At 71.5% G+C, this 19,539-nt stretch carries 12 protein-coding genes; 3 read left to right on the top strand and 9 right to left on the bottom strand.

What is annotated here, in order from left to right:
- Window positions 1-3: 3 nt before the first annotated feature.
- From OG898_RS16785 to OG898_RS16775, 3 genes are all read right to left on the bottom strand, one after another.
- The gene (locus tag OG898_RS16785) at window positions 4-4,986 is read right to left on the bottom strand and encodes an NAD-glutamate dehydrogenase (protein WP_250751054.1); all 4,983 of its coding nucleotides are present in this window, start codon (window positions 4,984-4,986) and stop codon (window positions 4-6) included.
- 396 nt (window positions 4,987-5,382) lie between these two features.
- Window positions 5,383-6,072 (bottom strand): HAD family hydrolase, encoded by a 690-nt coding sequence (locus tag OG898_RS16780; RefSeq protein WP_250751052.1) that lies wholly within the window; start codon window positions 6,070-6,072, stop codon window positions 5,383-5,385.
- Entirely contained in the window at window positions 6,069-6,569 is a 501-nt protein-coding gene (locus OG898_RS16775) for a hypothetical protein (RefSeq protein ID WP_250751051.1), read from the bottom strand. Before OG898_RS16775 ends, OG898_RS16780 begins: the two co-directional genes overlap by 4 nt.
- 357 nt (window positions 6,570-6,926) lie before the next feature.
- On the opposite strand from OG898_RS16775, the gene OG898_RS16770 reads away from it, so the two are divergent.
- Window positions 6,927-7,538 (top strand): Rv3235 family protein, encoded by a 612-nt coding sequence (locus OG898_RS16770; protein WP_250751050.1) that lies wholly within the window; start codon window positions 6,927-6,929, stop codon window positions 7,536-7,538.
- Window positions 7,539-7,649: 111 nt separating this feature from the next.
- On the opposite strand, the gene secA is transcribed toward OG898_RS16770, so the two are convergent.
- Entirely contained in the window at window positions 7,650-10,427 is a 2,778-nt protein-coding gene (gene secA / locus OG898_RS16765) for a preprotein translocase subunit SecA (RefSeq protein WP_250751049.1), read from the bottom strand.
- A gap of 263 nt (window positions 10,428-10,690) precedes the next feature.
- Here secA and OG898_RS16760 point away from each other — a divergent pair, with 263 nt between their 5' ends.
- Window positions 10,691-11,269 carry a GNAT family N-acetyltransferase gene (locus tag OG898_RS16760; protein WP_250751048.1) on the top strand — a complete coding sequence of 193 codons (579 nt, stop codon included), beginning with the start codon at window positions 10,691-10,693 and terminating at the stop codon, window positions 11,267-11,269.
- 9 nt (window positions 11,270-11,278) lie between these two features.
- Window positions 11,279-12,466: a winged helix-turn-helix domain-containing protein gene (locus OG898_RS16755; protein WP_266957741.1), complete on the top strand. Its 1,188-nt coding sequence runs from the start codon at window positions 11,279-11,281 to the stop codon at window positions 12,464-12,466.
- A 185-nt stretch (window positions 12,467-12,651) separates the two neighbouring features.
- On the opposite strand, the gene OG898_RS16750 is transcribed toward OG898_RS16755, so the two are convergent.
- From OG898_RS16750 to mtrB, 5 genes are all read right to left on the bottom strand, one after another.
- Window positions 12,652-13,380 carry a response regulator transcription factor gene (locus tag OG898_RS16750; RefSeq protein WP_250751046.1) on the bottom strand — a complete coding sequence of 243 codons (729 nt, stop codon included), beginning with the start codon at window positions 13,378-13,380 and terminating at the stop codon, window positions 12,652-12,654.
- Between the two features lie 258 nt (window positions 13,381-13,638).
- Window positions 13,639-14,373 carry a ribosome-associated translation inhibitor RaiA gene (raiA, locus tag OG898_RS16745; protein ID WP_250751073.1) on the bottom strand — a complete coding sequence of 245 codons (735 nt, stop codon included), beginning with the start codon at window positions 14,371-14,373 and terminating at the stop codon, window positions 13,639-13,641.
- A 326-nt stretch (window positions 14,374-14,699) separates the two neighbouring features.
- Complete coding sequence (locus OG898_RS16740; protein ID WP_266957738.1) at window positions 14,700-15,491, bottom strand: ComF family protein; 792 nt, start codon at window positions 15,489-15,491, stop codon at window positions 14,700-14,702.
- A 117-nt stretch (window positions 15,492-15,608) separates the two neighbouring features.
- Window positions 15,609-17,456: an LpqB family beta-propeller domain-containing protein gene (locus tag OG898_RS16735; protein ID WP_250751042.1), complete on the bottom strand. Its 1,848-nt coding sequence runs from the start codon at window positions 17,454-17,456 to the stop codon at window positions 15,609-15,611.
- Window positions 17,446-19,539, bottom strand: a complete 2,094-nt coding sequence (mtrB, locus tag OG898_RS16730; protein WP_250751039.1) for an MtrAB system histidine kinase MtrB — start codon at window positions 19,537-19,539, stop codon at window positions 17,446-17,448. The genes OG898_RS16735 and mtrB overlap by 11 nt, the downstream gene beginning before the upstream one ends.

Genomic DNA, 19,539 nt, shown 5'->3' with positions numbered 1-19,539 from the left:
GGGCTACGCGTGCGCCCTCAACAGCGACCGCATCGTCCGCATGGCGACGGACAGGTTCGCCAGGTCGAAGTCGTCCGACCCCTGGATCTCGTCCAGAGTCGTCCGCGCACGCCCGATGATCGCCGCGTTCTTCTCCTCCCACGCCTTGAAGCGCTCCTCGGGAGTCGAGGTCCCGTTCCCGACCGCCAGCACGTCCGCGGTCAGCGCCGCGTGCGCCGAGAACAGGTCCTCGCGGATGGACGCGCGGGCCATCGACTGCCAGCGGTCGGCCCGCGGCAGCTCGATGATCCGGTCCATCAGCTGGGTGATGTCCAGCCGGTCGGCGAGGTCGTAGTACACCTCGGCGACCGCCAGCGGCTCGACGCCCGTACGGTCCGAGATCGCGACGATGTCCAGCGTCGGGAAGGCCGAGGAGAACCCGGCCACCTTGGCCGCCAGCTCCTCCGGCACGCCCTCGCCGATCAGCTCGGCCATGACCGCCTCGTACCACTCCAGGTCCGCGCCGCGCACCAGCTTCGGCAGGTCCGACCAGACCCGCTCCACCCGCTCGGCGAAGAACTCGATGGTCTCGGTGATCTGGAGCGGCTGCGGCCGGTTGTTCAGCAGCCAGCGCGTACCGCGCTCGACCAGGCGCCGCGAGTGCAGCCGGATCCGGGTCTGGACGTCGGCGGCGACCTCGTTGTCGAGGTCCTCGACCGCGTCCCACACGCCGGCCAGGCCGAAGATCTCGCGGGCCGCGAGCTGCGCCCGGACGATCTCCTCCAGGGAGGCTCCGGTCTCCTCGCGCAGGCGGTGCAGGAAGGTCGAACCACCGCTGTTGACGGTGTCGTTGACCAGCACCGTGGTGATGATCTCGCGGCGCAGCGCGTGCCCGTCGACCTGCTCGGGGAACTTCGCGAGCAGCGCGCCCGGGAAGTAGGCGTGCAGCAGGCGGTCGAGGTACGGGTCGTCCGGGAGCTCGGTGTGGATGAGCTCGTCCGCCACCGTGATCTTGGTGTAGGCGAACAGGACGGCCAGCTCCGGCTGGGTCAGGCCCCGGCCGTTGTTGAGCAGCTCGCGGATCTGCCGGTCGTTGGGCAGGAACTCCAGAGCGCGGTCCAGCAGGCCGTCACGGCCCAGGCGGCGCATGAAGCGCTGCTGGGCGTGGAGCAGGCTGGGGGCCTGGGCGGCGCCGTTGGCCAGCGCCACGTTCTGGGCGTAGTTGTTGCGCAGCACCAGACGGCCGACCTCGTCGGTCATCTCGGCGAGGAACTTGTTGCGCTGCTTGACGGTCAGGTCCCCGTCGGCGACCACCGAGTTCAGCAGGATCTTGATGTTCACCTCGTGGTCGGAGGTGTCCACGCCCGCGCTGTTGTCGATGGCGTCGGTGTTGACCTTGCCGCCCTCGCCGCCGGCGCCGATGTGCGCGAACTCGATGCGGCCGAGCTGGGTCAGGCCCAGGTTGCCGCCCTCGCCGATGACCTTGGCCCGCACGTCGGAGCCGTTGACGCGGATGGGGTCGTTGGCCTTGTCGCCGACGTCCGCGTGCGTCTCGGCCGTCGCCTTGACGTACGTACCGATGCCGCCGTTCCACAGCAGGTCCACCGGGGACTGCAGGATCGCCTTCATCAGGTCGGCCGGGGTCATCTTGGTGACGCCGGCCTCGATGCCGAGGGCTTCGCGGACCTGCGCGTTGACCGGGATGGCCTTCGCGCTGCGCGGGTGGATGCCGCCGCCGGCCGACAGCAGGGAGCTGTCGTAGTCCGCCCACGAGGAGCGCGGCAGGTCGAACAGGCGCCGCCGCTCGGCGTAGGAGGTCGCCGCGTCCGGGTTCGGGTCGATGAAGATGTGCCGGTGGTCGAAGGCCGCCACCAGGCGGATGTGCTCGGAGAGCAGCATGCCGTTGCCGAAGACGTCGCCGGACATGTCGCCGACGCCGACGACCGTGAAGTCCTGCGTCTGGGTGTCGTGCCCGAGCTCGCGGAAGTGCCGCTTGACGGACTCCCAGGCGCCGCGGGCGGTGATGCCCATGCCCTTGTGGTCGTAGCCGGCCGAGCCGCCGGAGGCGAAGGCGTCGCCCAGCCAGAACCCGTAGGACTCCGCGACCCCGTTGGCGATGTCGGAGAAGGTCGCGGTGCCCTTGTCCGCGGCGACGACGAGGTAGGTGTCGTCCTCGTCGTGGCGGACCACGCCCTTGGGCCGCACGACCTCGCCGCCGACCATGTTGTCGGTGATGTCGAGCAGCGCCGAGATGAAGATCTTGTACGAGGCGATGCCCTCGGCGAGCCAGGCGTCCCGGTCCACCGACGGGTCGGGGAGGTTCTTGGCGACGAAGCCGCCCTTGGCGCCCACGGGCACGATGACGGTGTTCTTGACCATCTGCGCCTTGACCAGGCCGAGGATCTCCGTACGGAAGTCCTCGCGGCGGTCGGACCAGCGCAGGCCACCGCGGGCGACCTTGCCGAAGCGCAGGTGGACGCCCTCGACGCGCGGGGAGTAGACCCAGATCTCGAAGGCCGGACGCGGCGCCGGCAGGTCGGGGATGGCCTGCGGGTCGAACTTCATCGACACGTAGGAGTGCTGCTCGCCCGCGGCGTTGAGCTGGAAGAAGTTGGTGCGCAGCGTCGCCTTGATGAGGGTGAGGAAGGACCGCAGGATCCGGTCCTCGTCCAGCGAGGCGACCTGGTCCAGGGCCCCGTCCAGCTCCTCCAGCATCGCGTCGACGAGCTCGGTGCCCGCGGACTGGCGGCCCGGCGACATCCGGGCCTCGAAGAGGGAGACCAGCAGCCGGGTGGTGTGGACGTTGTTGCGGAGGGTGTCCTCCATGTAGTCCTGGCTGAAGGTGGCACCGGCCTGGCGCAGGTACTTGGCGTACGCGCGCAGGACCACGGCCTGGCGCCAGGTCAGTCCGGCGCCCAGCACCAGGGTGTTGAAGTTGTCGTTCTCGGCGTCGCCCTGCCAGACCGCCGAGAAGGCGTCCTGGAACCGCTCGCGCGCGTCGTCGCCGAGGTAGTTGGCGGTCCCTGCGGAGTCGCCGTTGCCGCTGGCGAGGGGCATCCGCAGACCGAAGTCGTAGATCCACGCGTTGGTGCGGTCGGTGCAGCGCAGCTCGTACGGCCGCTCGTCGGTGACCTCGACGCCCAGGCGCTGCAGGACCGGCAGGACCGCGGAGAGCGAGACCTGCTCGCCCGTGCGGTAGATCTTGAACCGGCGTTCGCCGGGACCCGCGCCGACCGGCTCGTACAGCGACAGCGCGAACTCGCGGTCGCTCGCGGACAGCCGCTCCAGGTGGCACAGGTCCGCCACGGCCGAGCGCGGCGAGTGGTCGGCCTTGTAGCCCTCGGGGAAGGAGTTCCCGTACTTGCGCAGCAGCTCGGCGGCGCGCTCCTCGCCCAGTTCGGCCACGAGCGCCTCGGCGAAGCCGTCGGCCCAGGAGCGGGCGGCCTCGACCAGGCGGCCCTCCAGGCGCTCGACGTCGGCGTCGGTCAGCACGGGCAGCTCGGTGCCCTGCGGGACGCGGACGACGAAGTGGATGCGGGAGAGGATCGACTCGGTGTTCCAGGCGGTGAAGTCGACGCTGATGCCGCCGAGCTCCTCCTTCAGGATGTCCATCAGGCGCAGCCGGACGCCGGTGGTGAACCGGTCGCGCGGCAGGTAGACGAGCGCGGAGTAGTAGCGCCCGTACTCGTCCTGGCGCAGGTACAGCCGCAGCCGGCGGCGCTCCTGGAGGTACAGGACGGAGGTGGCGATGGCCTGGAGCTGGTCGACCGGGGTCTGGAACAGCTCGTCGCGCGGGTAGGTCTCCAGGATCTGGAGCAGGTCGCGGCCGTCGTGGCTGGACGGGGCGAAGCCGGCGACTTCGAGGACCTCGGCGACCTTGCGGCGGATGACCGGGACCCGGCGCACCGACTCGGTGTACGCGGCGGAGGAGAACAGGCCGAGGAAGCGGCGCTCGCCGACGACGTTGCCCTCGGCGTCGAACTTCTTGACGCCGACGTAGTCGAGGTACGAGGGGCGGTGCACGGTGGAGCGGCTGTTGGCCTTGGTCAGCACCAGCAGGCGGTGCTCGCGGGCCTTGGCGCGGGCGTCGGCCGGCAGCCGGTTGAAGGACGGCGAGACGGGGTGCCCGTCGTCCTTGCCGCTGTGGTGCGGGTCGGAGCGCAGGATGCCGAGGCCGGTGCCGGGCACGGCGGCCAGGGCGTCGCCGTCGACGAGGTTGTACTCGCGGTAGCCGAGGAAGGTGAAGTGGTCGTCGGCGAGCCAGCGCAGCAGCTCGCGGGCCTCTTCGAGCTCGTACTCGCGCAGGTCCGGGGCGGTCGGCTCCTCGGGGAGCTCCTGGGCGATGCGCAGCGCCGCGTCGCGCATCTTCTCCCAGTCCTCGACGGACTCGCGCACGTCGGACAGGACGCGCTGCAGATCGGCGGTGATCTGCTTGAGGTCGGCCTTGTCGGTCTCGCGGTCGATCTCGACGTGGATCCAGGACTCGACGAGGGAGTCGTGGGGGCGCGCGGTGCGGGGACCGTGCGCGTCGCAGTCGGGGCCGAGGATCTCGATGAGCTTGCCGGTGACGTCGCGGCGGACGACGACCTGCGGGTGGATCACGACGTGGATGCCGCGCCCGTGGCGGGACAGCTCGTTCGTCACGGAGTCCACGAGGAACGGCATGTCGTCGGTGACCACCTCGACGACGGAGTGGCTGGAGGTCCAGCCGTTCTCCTCCACCGTGGGCGTGTGCACCCGCACGTTCGCGGTGCCCTGCGGACGGTTCTCCGCGAGCCGGTAGTGCGAGAGCGCCGCCCCGAACACGTCGACCGGGTCCCGGTCGAGCAGGTCCTCCGGGGCGGTGTGCAGGTAGTAGCGCTGGAGGTAGGCGAGAGTCGTGTCCCGGTCGGGACGCTCCCCCTGCTCGGACCCAGTCGGAAGTAGCCCCCCGGCCGGGCTGTTCTCAGCTACCCGTGCCGCCCGCGCGAGCAGCTCGGCCTTTGCTTCGTCCAGCTTGGTCTGCATGTCCTCTGGCTCCTGTCGCGCGCCATTGCGTGACGTAGGTGAAGGAAGGAATGGCATAGCACCGCGAGGCGGGGTTTCGGTGTCCGTTCGGGATCGACGCTATGCCGTCGAGAGAGCCCACCGGGAGGAAATCGGCCATGATCGGCAGGATGTTCCGGGGGCGGGGATCAGCGAGGGCCCGGGCACGGTGGTGCGCCGGGCGCCGGGCGGAGGCTTCGGTGCCTCCGAGAACTATCGCGCTGATCACGGGTACCAGGCTATCTCGCTCCACCCCCGGCTCGTCATGAGCTGTATGTGTACAAAAGAGGGGGGGTAACTTTGACACTCTGGACAGGGTCCGGCCCGGTGATGCGTGCCAGGCCGGTGCGCGGTCGCTCTCCGCTCATGCGCCGGTCGCTATCCGGCCAGCTCGCGAGCAGTGCGTACGGCGTCCGCCAGGCTGTCCACGACGGGGACACCGGCTGATTCCAGACTGCCCCGGCTGTGCGAACCGCCCGTGTAGAGGACGGCTCGCGCGCCCACGTGCGCGGCGGCCAGCGCGTCGTCCACGGCGTCTCCGATGAGGACCGTACGGCCGGCCGTCACCCCCGTCCCGTCCAGGGCCGCCAAATGACGTACGAGATGTCCGGCCTTGGTGGTGTGGGAGGGCCCGGTACGCCCGTCGACGCGCAGGAAGTGCGTGTCGATCCCGTGCGCCCGGACGAGCGGCACGAGCTTGTCGTGGGGCGCGAGGGACAGCAGGGACTGCGTGAGCCCGTCCTGCTGCCAGTCCCGCAGCAGCTCGCGGGCCCCCTCGGCGAGCCCGGCGTCCTCGGCGGCCACCCAGTAGTGCCGGTGGAAGGCCTCGTCCATGACCAGCCACTCGGCGTCCGTGGGGAGCCGGCCCATCAGGCGCTCGTAGAACTTGGGCACCGGTACGACGTACAGCTCGCGGTACCGCTCCAGCGTGATCGGCGCGAGGCCGAGCTCGGCGAAGGAGGCGTTGGTGGCTGCTATCACGGCGTCGATGTCGTGGAGCAGCGTGCCGTTCCAGTCCCAGACGATGTGCGGGGCCGCGGGCGCGGGGCTTTCGGGTGCCGCGCTCACTTCAGCAGCCCCGGGATCTCCTGGACGCCGAACCACAGCAGCTCGTGGTCCTCGGCACCGTCGACGGTGAAGCGCGCGTCCTCGTCGCCCCCGTCCGCGGCGGCGACGGCCGCCACGGCGGCGCTCACGTCCTCCAGGGCCTCTTCGGCGTCCACGTGCACCGCGGCCGCCACCGAGAGGCGTACGGCCCCGGCGAGGGCCACCTGGCCGAGCGTGGCCTCGTCGACGCCGGGGGTGGCGGTGGCGGCCTTGTCGTCCACGTCGACGGCCACCACGACCCGCTTGGGGGGCGCGGTCCCGTCCTCGGCGATCATCCGCAGCGAGGCGGCGGCGGCCCGGGTCAGGGCGGCGTACTCCAGCTCCTCGATGTCGTCCGACACGTACCACTCGCGCAGTCCGGGGGTGACGGCGTACGCCCGCAGCGGAGCCGGGCCCAGCTCACCCGCCTGGTGCGCCTCGGCGAGCCCGGGCAGGGTCAGGGGGACGTACACGCGCATGGCCGGCTGCTTTCGGTAGTCGGAAACGCCCCCAGGATACGACCGCGACCCGCCTCCTCTCCTCCCCGATGCCCCCTTCGCCCGCGTCCGCCCCGGGGGGGGTCCGGGCCGGACTCCGTCCGTGACGGCCCGCGTCCCCCTTCGGGGTGCCGCGGCGGGGCCCGGCGGCGTCCACCTCGCTCCCGGCGGGATCCGGGGCGTGGCCCGGCGGGGCCGGGGGCCGACCCGGATAGGTGAAGGCGCACCGGGTGCGGGGCGCCGCGCGGCGCCGTTGCGGAGCGTGTTCGCAGCCCCGTAGAAGTCCCTACGAAGTTACCGCCCGGTACCGGTCCGGGCACGACCCCAGGGACGGCCGCGATGCCCACCAGCACACCCCGCACCACCGCGAGCACCACCGACCCCACGAGCCCCGCACCCACCGGGGCCCGGCCCGGGAACGGGGCCGCCCGGCGCCCCGGGACCACCGGGAGCGGGGGCGGGAGCGGAAGCCCCCGAACGGCCGGCAGCGGCGGCGCGGGCACCGGCCCGGGCCGCGGCTCCGCGAGGCCCGCGAGCACCGGCCCCGGCCCCGGCGCCACGCGGCCCGGCCGCCGCCACGACCGGCGCCGGCCGCCCACCGCCGTCCACCGCGGCAGCGGCCCGCACCACTGGTTCGCCGAACGGCTGCTCGCCGTCCTCAGCGGACGCCGCCCCGTGCACTCCCTGATCGGCCACACCATCGGCCCGGCCTACGACCAGCTGATCACCCTCGCCCCCGCCGACCCCCCGCACGAGCCCGCGTACGACGCCCGCCGGCTCAGCCCCGTCCTCCACGGATGCGGCCGCTTCACCCCGGGCCCCGGGGTCATCGAGGCCTTCGCCCGCATCGCGACCGGCGACCGCCTCACCGCGCTGGCCTTCCGTCTGGAGCAGGGCCCCGACCTGCGCTGGCGCTGCGCCGCCGTGGAACTCCACGGCCCCCGCCCGTGACCCGGACCGCGGGCCCCCGCCCGCGAACGCCGCCGGGGCCGGACCCCACGCTGTGCGTGGTGTCCGGCCCCGGCGGTGATCCCGCGAACGGCGCGGGTTCCTTCCTGCGGGTTACTTCTTGCGGCGACGGCCGCCCGTGGCCTTCGCGGCCTTACGGCGCTCCGCGCGCGTCATCCCGTCCGAGTCGTCACCGGAATCCGATTCGAAGTCGCCCTCGACGACACCGCCCTCACCGTCCACGGTGGGAGCGGAGAAGTGCAGCCGGTCCGGCCGCTGCGGGGCGTCCAGACCCTTCGCCCGGATCTCCGGCTTGGTCAGCGACGGACCGGAGTCCGAGACCAGGACCTCCTCGACCTGCTGCTCGACCTGGACCTCCAGGTTGAACAGGTAGCCGACGGACTCCTCCTTGATGCCCTCCTGCATGGCGTTGAACATGTCGAAGCCCTCGCGCTGGTACTCGACCAGCGGGTCCTTCTGGGCCATCGCCCGCAGGCCGATGCCCTCCTGCAGGTAGTCCATCTCGTACAGGTGCTCGCGCCACTTGCGGTCCAGCACCGACAGCACCACGCGCCGCTCCAGCTCGCGCATGATGTCGGAGCCGAGCGTCGCCTCGCGGGCCTCGTACTGCTCGTGGATGTCGTCCTTGACGGACTCCGCGATGAACTCGGCGGTGATGCCCGCGCGGTCGCCCGCGGCATCCTCCAGCTCCTCCACCGTGACCTTGATCGGGTAGAGCTGCCGGAAGGCGTTCCACAGCCGGTCCAGGTCCCACTCCTCCGCGAACCCCTCGACCGTCTCGGCCGTGATGTACGCGTCGATCGTGTCGTCCATCATGTGCCGGATCTGCTCCTGGAGGTCTTCGCCCTCCAGCACCCGGCGGCGCTCCTTGTAGATGACGGTGCGCTGGTTGTTCAGCACCTCGTCGTACTTCAGGACGTTCTTGCGCGTCTCGAAGTTCTGGGTCTCGACCTGCGACTGGGCCGAGGCGATGGCCCGCGTGACCATCTTGTTCTCGATCGGCACGTCGTCCGGCACGTTCGCCATCGACATGACGCGCTCGACCATCTGCGCCTTGAACAGGCGCATCAGGTCATCGCCGAGCGACAGGTAGAAACGGGACTCGCCCGGGTCGCCCTGTCGGCCGGAACGGCCGCGCAGCTGGTTGTCGATGCGGCGCGACTCGTGGCGCTCGGTGCCCAGCACGTACAGCCCGCCGAGGTCCTTGACTTCCTCGAACTCCGCCTTCACGGCCGCCTCGGCCCGCGTGAGCGCCTCGGGAAGGGCGTGCGCCCACTCCTCGATGTGCTCCTCCGGGTCCAGGCCGCGCTGGCGCAGCTCGGCCTCGGCGAGGTCGTCCGGGTTGCCGCCGAGCTTGATGTCGGTACCGCGGCCGGCCATGTTCGTGGCGACCGTGACGGCGCCGCGGCGGCCGGCCTGGGCGACGATCGAGGCCTCGCGCTCGTGCTGCTTCGCGTTCAGCACCTCGTGCGGGATGCCCCGCTTGGAGAGCTGCTGCGAGAGGTACTCGGACTTCTCGACCGACGTCGTACCGACGAGGATCGGCTGGCCCTTCTCGTGCTTCTCCGCGATGTCGTCGACGACGGCGGCGAACTTCGCGACCTCGGTGCGGTAGATCAGGTCCGCCTGGTCCTTGCGGACCATGTCGCGGTTGGTCGGGATCGGGACGACACCGAGCTTGTAGATCTGGTGGAACTCCGCGGCCTCGGTCATGGCCGTACCGGTCATGCCCGACAGCTTCGAGTACAGGCGGAAGAAGTTCTGGAGGGTGATCGTGGCGAGGGTCTGGTTCTCGTCCTTGATGTCCACCCCTTCCTTCGCCTCGATGGCCTGGTGCATGCCCTCGTTGTAGCGGCGGCCGGCGAGGATGCGGCCGGTGTGCTCGTCGACGATCATGACCTCGCCGTCGATGACGACGTAGTCCTTGTCGACCTTGAACAGTTCCTTCGCCTTGATGGCGTTGTTCAGGTAACCGACGAGCGGGGTGTTCACCGACTCGTAGAGGTTCTCGATGCCGAGCCAGTCCTCGACCTTCGCGACACCGGACTCGTGGATGCCGACGGTGCGCTTCTTCTCGTCGACCTCGTAGTCGCCGGTCTCCTCGATGCCCTTGAGGGGCTGGCCGGGCTCGCCCTTGGTCAGGCGCGTCACCAGCTTCGCGAAGTCCGCGTACCACTTGGTGGCCTGGTCGGCCGGGCCCGAGATGATCAGCGGGGTACGGGCCTCGTCGACGAGGATCGAGTCGACCTCGTCGACCACGGCGAAGTTGTGGCCGCGCTGGACGAGCTCCTCCTGCGACCACGCCATGTTGTCGCGGAGGTAGTCGAAGCCGAACTCGTTGTTCGTGCCGTACGTGATGTCGCTCGCGTACTGCTCGCGGCGCTGCGCCGGCGACATGTTCGCGAGGATGCACCCGACCTGCAGGCCGAGGAACTTGTGTACCCGGCCCATCATCTCGGAGTCGCGTTCGGCGAGGTAGTCGTTCACCGTGATCAGGTGGACGCCCTTGCCGGACAGCGCGTTCAGGTACGCCGGCAGCGTGCCGACGAGGGTCTTGCCCTCACCGGTCTTCATCTCGGCGACGTAGCCGAGGTGCAGGGCGGCGCCGCCCATGATCTGGACGTCGTAGTGACGCTGGCCGAGGACGCGCTTGGCGGCCTCGCGGACCGTCGCGAAGGCCTCGGGCAGCAGGTCGTCCAGGCTCTCGCCGTCCTGGAAGCGCTGCTTGTACTCGTCCGTGAGCGCACGCAAGTCGGCGTCGGAGAGGTTGACGAAGTCCTCTTCGATGGAGTTGACCTGGTCCGCGATGCGGTGCAGTTTTTTGAGGATCTTGCCTTCGCCTGCACGCATGAGCTTGTTGAAGACGGACACCGAGGTTTGTCTCCTTGCCGGTCGGGCCTGGCACTGTTTTCGTGCACGGGCACGGAGGGTGGGCCCCACCGCAACGGCCATCGTAAGCGAGGACGCGGTCGCGTCGGGAGGTCCGCACTGCCGCGGAGCTGGACTGCCCGGAAATGAGAACGTGTGAGGGGCACCGAAGGTGCCGGTATGGGCGGTCCCTCTTCGGGATTCCCGTCGTGGATCCCGTCGGGAATCCGTTCGCCCCGGCCGTCCTCCCACAGCAGAATCCATCCATGGAACCGATCACACTGACCACCGAGCGCCTCGTCCTGCGCCCCCTCGACGCCTCGGACACCGACGAGGTGTACGCGGCGCTGCAGGACCCCGCGATCCAGCGCTGGATACCGGTCTCCGTCCCGTACGAGCGCACGCACGCCGAGTCCTTCGTGACCCGGGTCCCGGGCGGGCAGAGCGGCTCCGAGTACAACTTCGGGATCCGGCTCGGCGCCGGCGGCCCGCTGGTCGGCTGCGTCGGGGTCGCACCGGAGGGCGAGCACGCGCACGAGCTCGGCTACTGGACCGTCGCCGAGCACCGCGGCCTCGGCTACCTGCCCGAGGCACTGCCCGCCGTACTGCGCTGGGCCTTCACCGAGCTCGGCTGCCCGCGGATGATCTGGCGCGCCGGGGTCGGCAACCACGCCTCCCGCCGGGTCGCCGAGAAGGCCGGCTTCGCCATCGAAGGCGTGGCGCGCGCGGGCATGGAACACCGCGGGACCCTGCGGGACTGCTGGACCGGCGCCATGCTCCCCTCGGACCTGGGCCTGCCCTCCCGCCTCCCGTACCTTCCCTCGCCTGTCAGTGCCACGCCCTAGGGTTCCGCCATGACGACCGCGCCCACGCCCACGCCCCTGCCCTCGCTGTCCCTGTCCGCCGACGAGGCCCGCCGCATCGCGCTGCGCGCCCAGGGCTTCCTCGGGGCCCCCGACCGGCGCGGCGGTGTGCGGGGCGTCCTGCGCCACCTGGGCGCCGTCCAGCTCGACACCATCTCCGTACTGGCCCGCTCGCACGAACTCGTCCCGTACGCGCGCCTCGGCGCGGTCGGGCGCTCCGCCGTCGAAGCCTCGTACTGGTCGCAGAACCACGCCTTCGAGTACTGGTCGCACGCGGCCTGCATCCTGCCGATGGAGGAGTGGCCGCACTTCGCCTTCCGCCGCCGGGCCAACAAGGCCCGCGGCCACCGCTGGCACATCCTGGAGGACAAACACAACTCCACGAAGACGGTCCTGGACCGCCTCGCCGCCGAAGGCCCTCTGACCTCGACCGAACTGGGCGGCGCCAAGAACGGCGGCGAATGGTTCGAATGGTCCGAGACGAAGATCGCGGTCGAGTGGCTCCTCGACGTCGGCGAGGTCGTCTGCACCGAGCGCCGCGGCTGGAAGCGGGTCTACGACCTCCCCGAGCGCGCGGTCCCCGCCGCCCTGCTCCACGACGAGCTGGACGACCGCGAGTGCAAGCGCCGCCTGGTGGCCCTCGCGGGGCAGTCCCTGGGCGTGGGCACCCGCTCCGACATCGCGGACTACCACCGCCTCAAGAAGCAGGACTTCGACGCGGTGGTCGAGGACGCGGGCCTGGTCCCGGTGGAGGTGGAAGGCTGGGACAAGCCGGCCTGGGCAGACCCCTCGGCCCTGGCGTCCGTCCCCCGGGGCCGCCACCGCACGACCCTCCTCTCCCCGTTCGACTCCCTGATCTGGGAGCGCCCGCGCACGGAGCGGATCTTCGGCTTCACCCACCGCCTGGAGGCGTACGTCCCCAAGCCCCGGCGGATCCACGGTTACTTCGCGATGCCCCTGCTGGCCGGAGGCCGCCTCCAGGGCCGCGTGGACCCGGCCCGCGAGGGCACCACCCTGGTGGCCCGCCAACTCTCCCTGACCACCCCGAAGGCGGCCCGCCCCATGGCCGAAGCCCTCCGCGAGGCCGCCACCTGGGTCGGCTGCGACACGATCCGCATCGACCGCGCGAGCTCTCCTGCGGAAGCGGAAGCAGTCACAGCGGAACTGTCCACCCTCTGAACCCCCGACTCCGCCAAGGGCCGTTCGGCGGGGTTTCCAGCCGTCCGGCGCTTGAGGACCGGGGTCTGGGGCGGAGCCCCAGGGTCCTTCCGGGTCCGGGCAGCGCCCGGGGAACGGTGGAAGGGCGGGTAGGGGACAGCCCAGCAGGGCCGCCCACCCGCACCCGGTAACGGAACCTGCGGCCCCTACCGGATCTCGAGGATCTTCTCCCGCATCGCGTACACCACGGCCTCCATCCTGGAGTGCAACTGCAGCTTCTCCAGAATGTTGCGCACGTGGTTCTTCACGGTGTTCTCGGAGATGAACAACTCCTTCGCGATGTCGCGGTTGTTCATCCCGGTGGCCACCAGCTTCAAGACCTCGAGCTCCCGATCCGTCAGCCGCGGCGCCGGCACCAACCGCCGCTCGTCCGTCCGCTGGATCATCGACTTGAATTCCGTCAGCAGCTTCGACGCCATCGAAGGACTGATCTGCGACTGCCCGTCCGCCACCGCCCGGATCGCCGTGGCGACCTCGTCCGTGGAGATCTCCTTCAGCAGGTACCCGGTGGCCCCGGCCTTGATCGCGTCGTAGAGGTCCGCCTCCTCATCGCTGATCGTCAGCATGATGATCTTCGCGGAGGGCGCCACCTCCTTGATCGAGGTGCACGCCTCGATCCCACCCCGGCGCGGCATCCGCACATCCATCAGCACGATGTCGGGCAGCAGATCCGCCGCCTTGTCCACGGCCTCCGCCCCGTCGCCCGCCTCGCCGACGACCTGGATGTCCTCCTCCTGCGCGAGGACGATCTCCAGCCCGCGCCGGAACAGCGCATGGTCGTCGACCACGAGCACCCGGATCGGCTCTGCCACCCGGTCCTCCTCACGGCAGCCCGCACCGTTGTCGTCGCGCACCGGCCCGAAGCTGTCGGCCATCGTTCCTCCCCCTGCACCACGGTGCTGAGCTGCTGGGTCAATCCGACGAGAGCGGCCGCCGGCTGACTGCCCGACATGATTCCATGCCCGCGTAACCGAACGGGGGCCGACGGTTACCGGCCGACCCATACAAGCCACCGTTTCGCAGCCGCCACCTCACACGAGTGCCCCCGCGCCCGCCTGGGCGAACGCGGGGGCACCACACCGGCACCGCACGAACCTCCGGATCCAGCCCGGAATCAGTCCGGAATCAGCGGCTCAGCCTCCGAGCGCGCCACCCGCTCCCGCGCCGTCGAGCCCACCTGAGCTGGAGGCGGCGTCGGAAGCGTCGAGGTGGATCACGCCGTAGTCGTAACCGTGGCGCCGGTAGACGACGCTCGGCATCTTGGTGTCGGAATCGACGAACAGATAGAAGTCGTGACCGACCAGTTCCATCTCGTACAGAGCCTGGTCGAGCGACATGGGTGCGGCCGAGTGGGTCTTCTCGCGAACGATGAGCGGGCCTTCGCCCTGCACTTCCAGCGATCCGATCCGGATGGTCGGAATCGCGTCCGCCTTCTCGCCGTTGACGGGCTCACCGTTGCCGTTCAGAGTGGCGGCGTCCGGTACCACGTCGGCGACCTCCGCCGCCGAGATGCGGCCCGCTCCACGGCGGGTGTAGCGCTTGTCGTGCTGCTTGCGCAGCCGGGCCTCCAGCTTGTCCTGAGCGAGGTCGAGCGCCGCGTACGCGTCGGCGGCGGAAGCCTCGGCACGAATCACCGGGCCCCGCGAACGCAGGGTGATCTCCACGCGGTCGGAACGGTCGGCCTGGCGCGGGTTGTGCTCCTTGGACACCTCGACGTCCAAGCTGATCACCTTGGCGTCGAGCTTCTGGATCCGCTCCGGATTCAGCTTCTCGGCCACGTGCTTGCGGAACCGGTCGGGCACCTCGGTCTTACGGCCCTTGACGACGATGTCCACGCAGAACTCCGTTCCCGGATAGCCACGCCCCAGGGGCGAAGCGTCTCCCTTTCGCACCAGACCCCGGTGAACACCGGAGCCTCGGACTTGGCGACTTCCACCTCCTCCTCCCCCATCGGCAAGATCTACACCCCACCGACTTCGGAGTCGAGGGACAACCTCTGACACGAAGTTTCCGAAACGTACAGACGCTCGAAACGTGCGCTCCGATGCGTGGGGCCCAAGGTTCGCCAATTCCTTACAACCGAACATATCCCTCTATGCCGGTTGTCGGCACCCGCTACCGGAACGTACCTCCGTTCAGGTGGCCGTTCCCTCTTACTACCTGCAACGATGCGCCTTCCCTTCCAGTTCCAAATCTATTCACACGTTTTTTGGTCTGTACGAGTTGCACCCGGGCCGCGGCGCCCGAAGGAGTCCGCCGGCGCCGCCACCACGGCGGCCGCCAGAGCCACAGCCCCGGTCGCTCCCGCGGCCGCCCCGACCGGCGCCCCGATCCCGGCCGCGCGCAGTGCCCGCGCCGCCTCCACCAGGGTGGATCCGGTGGTGACGAGGTCGTCCACGATGACGATCCGGGCCGCCCACCCCGTCACCCGCCCGGCTCCGGGCCGCGCCTCCAGGGCCCCGGCGAGGTTCTCCCGGCGCTGTGCCGCCCCCAGGCCCGCCTGGTCGGCCACCGCCCGCCGCAGCCGCAGTACGGGCGTCACGCGCGCGGGCACGCCCTCCCGCCGCAGCCGCGCCGAGGCGGCCAGCGCGATCCTGCGCGCCGGATCGTGCCCGCGCGCCCGCACCCGGTGCCGCGCGGAGGGCACGGGAACCAGTGCCACGCCCCCTCCCCCGGCCCCGCCCGCCCCGCCCGCCCGGACCGCGGCCGCCAGGGCGGCGCCGAGGACGGCGGCCAGCGGCAGCGCGCCGCGCTCCTTGTGGGCCAGTACGACGGCTCGTACGGCCTCCCGGTACGCGGTGGCCGCATGCACCACGGGCAGCCCCGCCGGGCACGGAGACGGCCGTACCGGGCCCGCCCCGGCCCCACTGAGCGCCGACCGGCAGGCTCCGCACAGCACCGCGCGCCCGGCGCCGCAGCCGGCGCACCCGACCGGCAGCACCAGCCCGCCGAGCTCACCGGCCAGCACCCGCCACCACTCCCGCATGGCATCCACCCTGCCGGGCGCGGACAGCACTCCACCACCCCTGTGGACAACCACGGAAACGCGGCTCACCCTGGTCCGGGCACGGGCCTACCGCCCGCCGCCCGCCGCCCGCCGCCGTCAGCCCGGGTAGATCGGAGCCCGTCCGCCGGCCACCACCGTGCGCCACTGCGCCCCCGGCGGCAGCCACACGATGCCGTCCTCCAGCGACTCGGCGACCACCGGCTTCTTCTCGTCCTCGCTCGCCGCGACCGCCACCAGCCCGGTCGCCCCGGGCAGCCCGGCCCCGACCATCGAGCCGTCGGCCAGCATGTAGCGGGCCTGCACGACCATGCCGCTCTCCCGGCCCACCACCAGCAGCCGGCCCCGCGGCGCCCAGCTCATCGCCGTCACGTCCGCCAGCTGCGGGGCGGCCGGGCGCAGCTCACGCACGGAGACCGCCGAGGCGTCGCCCTTCCCGTCGGGCCGCTCGATCCGCCCGGTGTACAGGGACTTGCGGCTCTCCTTCGCCACCACCAGCGCGATCCGCACCCCGTCGGGCGAGGCCTTGACCCCGGTGATCCGCCCGCCGGCCAGCCCGGACACCTCGACCCGTTCGGGTGCCCCGGTGCCGTGGGGGATCCGCCACAGCGTCGGGTCCTGCGGGTCGGGGTCGGCGACCCACAGGTCGCCCGCCGCGTCCCACGTCGGGGTGGCCAGGCCGTTGGGCTTGGCCCCCTTGCCGGTCAGCAGCGGCTGCGGCATCGCTCCGGCGGTGGTCAGGTTGACCACGTACAGCCCGTGCCCGTCCTCGGAGACCACCGCGGCGCGCTTCTCGTCGTAGGTCACGGCCGCGGAGCCCACCTTGAAGCCCGGGTTCCCGGACAGCGGCCCGGGGACCGGTGTCGGCGGGTCCTGCTGCTCCTCGCGGTTGGGGTCCAGCTGGAGCCGCTGGAGCCGGTTCTCGGCGTCCACGTAGTACTGGTGGTTGGGCGAGGGCGGCCGGTTGGCGATCGTCGCCGCGGCCACCTCGGTCACCTGGCACAGCGTGGTGCCGTCGGAGCGCAGCAGGTCGACCCGGTCGACCCGGGAGCCCGTCAGGTCCTTGACCGTGTACAGGATCTGGGTGGCCATCCGCTGGCACAGCGGCTCCGGGGTGTCGTCCACCTGCTTGCTCAGCGGTACCCGCAGCGTGTTCTGGCCGTCGACCGACAGGGATTTGGTGCCCTCGCGCAGCTCGGTGCCGGTGGGGAAGCTGGAGGCGACGACCGGCCCGAGCCACTTGGAGGGACCGTTGAGCAGCGAGGTGACGGTCTGGGTGGTGGGGTCCATCCGGGAGTCGGGGTCACTGCGCTGGCGCACGTAGACGGGGTCGGCGACGAGCGTGGAGCCTGCGAAGTAGTACTTGTTGACCGGCCGGTAGATGCGCTGGAAGTCGGACTCGCTCAGGACCAGGCTGCTGGGCGGGGTCGCGATCCGCCACTGGTTGTCCTTCTGCGTGAGCTGGAGGAACTCCTCGTAGCGCCGGTCGCCGGTCTCCGGCTGGTACGCGCTGCGCTCGTCCACCGTGGCCAGCATCTTGCCCGTGATCTTGAACCGGGGCGCCGCCGGGTCCTTCTCGCCCTGTACGGAGAACCGGTCGAGGCCTGCGGAGAGCACGGTGACCGCCGCTCCGGGCTTCCAGTTCTTCGCCGCTTCGTCGGTGAGGTACTTGCGGGCGGTCTGGAGCTGCGGATCATCGCTGGTCATGGCCTCCAGGAAGCCGTCGACGATCTCCTGCGGACTGGCCTTGTCGGCCGGCGGCACGCCGAACACGCGGACCTGGGAGTCGACGCCCTGGGAGGCCTCCACGGGACGGACCTCGCCGTGGTCGGGCATGGAGGCGCAGCCGGCGAGCAGCAGCCCCGCCGCCCCGAAGGCGCAGGCCCTGAGAGCGCCGAGGGCGCGCGGCCCGCGCCGGCGCGACCGGCCGCCCGGCTCAGCGCCCATGCGACCCACCCGCTCCGCCCGGTCCACCCGCTCCACCGGTTCCGCCGGCTCCGCCCGCTCCACCGCTGCCACCCTCTCGCTCGGTTGCTCCCGCCGTCCCGCCGGACCGCGCGCTCGCCGCCCCGCCCCCGGAACCGTGTCCCTGCTCCACCGGCCCCGGCCGGGTCACGACCCGCGCCCCGTTGCCCGGCAGTGCCGTCGGGTCGGCCGGTACCGGCAGCGCACCCGAGACGGGCGACCGCGGCGGCATCGGCGCCCGGTCGCTGCGCCCCGCCTGCTGCGCCTCCTGCGCCCGCTGCCCGGCGGCCGCGGAGCCCTCCGCCGCGGCCCTGGCCCGGTTGGCCCGGGAGTCCTCGGGCTCCAGCGGGATCGGCGAACCGCGCAGCGGCTCGTCGGCCGTGCGCGGCAGCGTCAGGCGGAACTGCGAGCCGCCGCCGGGCTCGCCCCACGCCTGGAGCCAGCCCCCGTGCAGCCGGGCGTCCTCGACGGCGATGGACAGGCCGAGGCCGGTACCGCCGGTCGTGCGCGCCCGCGCCGGGTCAGCGCGCCAGAAGCGGTTGAAGACGCGGGTGGCCTCGCCGGGCTTGAGCCCGACTCCGTAGTCGCGTACGGCCACGGCCACGGCCCCGCCCGCCGAGGCGAGCCGGACGACCACGTCGCGGCCCTCGCCGTGCTCTACGGCGTTGACGACCAGGTTGCGCAGGACCCGCTCCACGCGCCGGGCGTCGGCCTCGGCTATCACCGGCTGGGTGTCTCCGAGGACGCGGATCCGGGTGTTCTTGTGATCGGCGAGCGGCTTGGCCCCGTCGATGACCCGGTGCACGACGTCCCGCAGGTCGATCGGCTCCGCCTCCAGGGCGGCCGCGCCCGCGTCGAACCGGCTGATCTCCAGCAGGTCGGCGAGGAGGGACTCGAAGCGGTCGAGCTGTCCGGCGAGGAGCTCGGCGGAGCGCGCGGTGACGGGGTCGAAGTCGGCGCGGGCGTCGTGGATGACGTCCGCGGCCATGCGTACCGTCGTGAGCGGGGTGCGCAGCTCGTGCGAGACGTCCGAGACGAAGCGGCGCTGCAGCCGGGAGAGGTCCTCCAGCTGCTGGATCTTGTTCTGGAGGTTCTGGGCCATCTTGTTGAAGGCCTCGCCCAGACGGGCGATGTCGTCCTCGCCGGTGACCTTCATCCGCTCCTGGAGCCGCCCCGCCGAGAGCCGCTCGGCGATCCCCGCGGCCATCCGGACGGGGGTGACGACCTGGCGCACGACCAGCCAGGCGATCCCGCCGAGGAGGACCACGACGAACAGCCCGGCGGTGGCGATGGTGACCTTGACCAGGTTGAGGGACTCCTCCTCCTGGGTGAGCGGGAAGAGGTAGTACAGGTCGTACGGGTCGCCGTTGATGTCGGTGAGCCGCTTGCCGATGACGAGCGCGGGCTCGGGCAGCTTGTCCCCGGCGTCGGTGTAGCGGATCTGCGAGAAGGTCTTGAAGGCGCCGGTCGCGTGGTTGACGTTGCGGCGCAGCCCCAGCGGGACGCTGGCGTTCGGGTCCACGTTGCCGGAGGCGCGGGCTCCGCGGACGCCGCCGAGGGCTCCGCGGGCCGGCCGTTCCTCGCCGGTTCCGCTGCCGGCGCCCAGCGCCGCCACCTCGAAGGCGCTCTGCCCGCCACTGGCGAGCTGTTTGACCAGGGAGTTCATCCAGGTACTGGCATCCCGGCCGACCTTGTTGTCGGAGGCGTCGGGCCCGTCCGCCGTATAGGGCGTGTTGGCCTTCTCCTGTGCGACCGCGAAGCCGCCCGCGGCCTGGCTCTGCGCGGCCTCCTCCTTGGCGTCGAGGAGGCCCTTGCTGACCTGCGCGATGACCACGAACCCGAGGGCGAGGACCACGGCGAGGGAGATCAGCAGGGTGGCGGCGACCACCCGCAGCTGGATGTTGCGCCGCCACAGCCGGACAGCCGGAAGCAGCGGCCGGCGCACGAGGCGTACGAACAGCCGCAGCACGGGGCCGCCGGGCGCTCCTACCGCGTCAAGACGGAGCTGCCGACCGCCCCGCAGCGCTCCCCAGCGGGAGCGGCCACGGGGCTTGCCGGGTGTCAT

Source organism: Streptomyces sp. NBC_00193 (genome assembly GCF_026342735.1).
Classification (GTDB): Bacteria; Actinomycetota; Actinomycetes; order Streptomycetales; family Streptomycetaceae; genus Streptomyces; species Streptomyces stoeckheimensis.
Note: the sequence above shows the minus strand (reverse complement) of the source record. Positions and strands in the feature narration are given on the sequence as shown.

Excerpts from the sequence above, each read along its gene's own strand:
- OG898_RS16785 (WP_250751054.1), bottom strand. The coding sequence starts at position 4,986 with ATGCAGACCAAGCTGGACGAAGCAAAGGCCGAGCTGCTCGCGCGGGCG.
- OG898_RS16775 (WP_250751051.1), bottom strand. The coding sequence starts at position 6,569 with ATGCGCGTGTACGTCCCCCTGACCCTGCCCGGGCTCGCCGAGGCGCAC.
- OG898_RS16770 (WP_250751050.1), top strand. The coding sequence starts at position 6,927 with ATGCCCACCAGCACACCCCGCACCACCGCGAGCACCACCGACCCCACG.
- OG898_RS16760 (WP_250751048.1), top strand. The coding sequence starts at position 10,691 with ATGGAACCGATCACACTGACCACCGAGCGCCTCGTCCTGCGCCCCCTC.
- OG898_RS16755 (WP_266957741.1), top strand. The coding sequence starts at position 11,279 with ATGACGACCGCGCCCACGCCCACGCCCCTGCCCTCGCTGTCCCTGTCC.
- OG898_RS16750 (WP_250751046.1), bottom strand. The coding sequence starts at position 13,380 with ATGGCCGACAGCTTCGGGCCGGTGCGCGACGACAACGGTGCGGGCTGC.
- OG898_RS16740 (WP_266957738.1), bottom strand. The coding sequence starts at position 15,491 with ATGCGGGAGTGGTGGCGGGTGCTGGCCGGTGAGCTCGGCGGGCTGGTG.
- OG898_RS16735 (WP_250751042.1), bottom strand. The coding sequence starts at position 17,456 with ATGGGCGCTGAGCCGGGCGGCCGGTCGCGCCGGCGCGGGCCGCGCGCC.
- mtrB (WP_250751039.1), bottom strand. The coding sequence starts at position 19,539 with ATGACACCCGGCAAGCCCCGTGGCCGCTCCCGCTGGGGAGCGCTGCGG.